This is a genomic window from Phaeobacter sp. HF9A (assembly GCF_011806385.1).
Lineage (GTDB): Bacteria > Pseudomonadota > Alphaproteobacteria > Rhodobacterales > Rhodobacteraceae > Epibacterium.
The window spans coordinates 1-973 of record NZ_JAATOX010000253.1 but is presented as its reverse complement, the minus strand read 5'-3'; the positions used below and the strand labels follow the sequence as shown (position 1 = coordinate 973).

Genomic DNA, 973 nt, shown 5'->3' with positions numbered 1-973 from the left:
CCAACGCTTTGGACAGTGGCTTTGCCGCTGGTGAAAAGGGGCGGGAGAGCGCCCGCCTGTAGAGTGTGAGGCCCGCGATATCCGCAGGTTTCGGGTCGCGCTGTTCCGAGCCTGTCGCTAGACTTGTGACAGAACACGTGGGTGACGGAACAGAAGGAGGCGCGGCATGGCGAGGGATGAGCAGGCCTATCACTACGGGGTGATCCGCCGGGCCATCGAGCTGATAGATGCGGGCGGCGAGAGCCTGTCGCTGGAACAGCTTGCGGCTCAGATGGAGATGAGCCCGGCGCATTTCCAGCGGGTGTTCTCCGCCTGGGTCGGGGTTTCGCCGAAACGCTACCAGCAATATCTGCGTCTTGGTCACGCCAAGAGCCTGTTGCGGGCGGAGCTGCCGCTGATGGAAACCGCCCATGCGGTGGGGCTCTCGGGGTCTGGCCGGCTGCATGATCTGTTCCTGCGCTGGGAGGCAATGAGCCCGGGCGACTACGCGCGCAAAGGTGCGGGGCTGGTGGTGCGCTGGGGCTGGTTTGACAGCCCCTTTGGTCTGGCGCTGGCCATGGGCACCGAAAAGGGGCTCTGCGGCCTTGGGTTTGCCGCCGAAGTGGGGGCCGAGCCGACGCTGGCAGATATGCGCAGCCGGTGGCCCCGGGCCGATTTCGTTGAGGACCCCATGGCGCTGCGCCCTGCCGTGGAGGCGGTGTTTGCCCGCAAGGGGCAGGCGGCGCTGCACCTGATGGGGGCGCCGCTCCAGATCAAGGTCTGGGAGGCGCTCATGAGCATCCCCGAGGGCAGCGCGATCACCTATGGCGCGATTGCCGAGGCGATTGACAGCCCCCGGGCGGTAAGGGCGGTGGGCACGGCGGTGGGGAAAAACCCGCTGAGCTGGCTGATCCCCTGCCACCGGGTGCTTCGCAAGGGCGGCGCCATGGGGGGCTATCACTGGGGGCTGCCGGTCAAACGCGCGATGCTGGCC

At 67.3% G+C, this 973-nt stretch carries 1 protein-coding gene; it reads left to right on the top strand.

The annotated features are described in order from the left end of the window. Positions 1 to 166: 166 nt before the first annotated feature. On the top strand, positions 167 to 973 hold an 807-nt coding region (locus HCZ87_RS20755; protein ID WP_167647019.1), incomplete at its 3' end, for a methylated-DNA--[protein]-cysteine S-methyltransferase.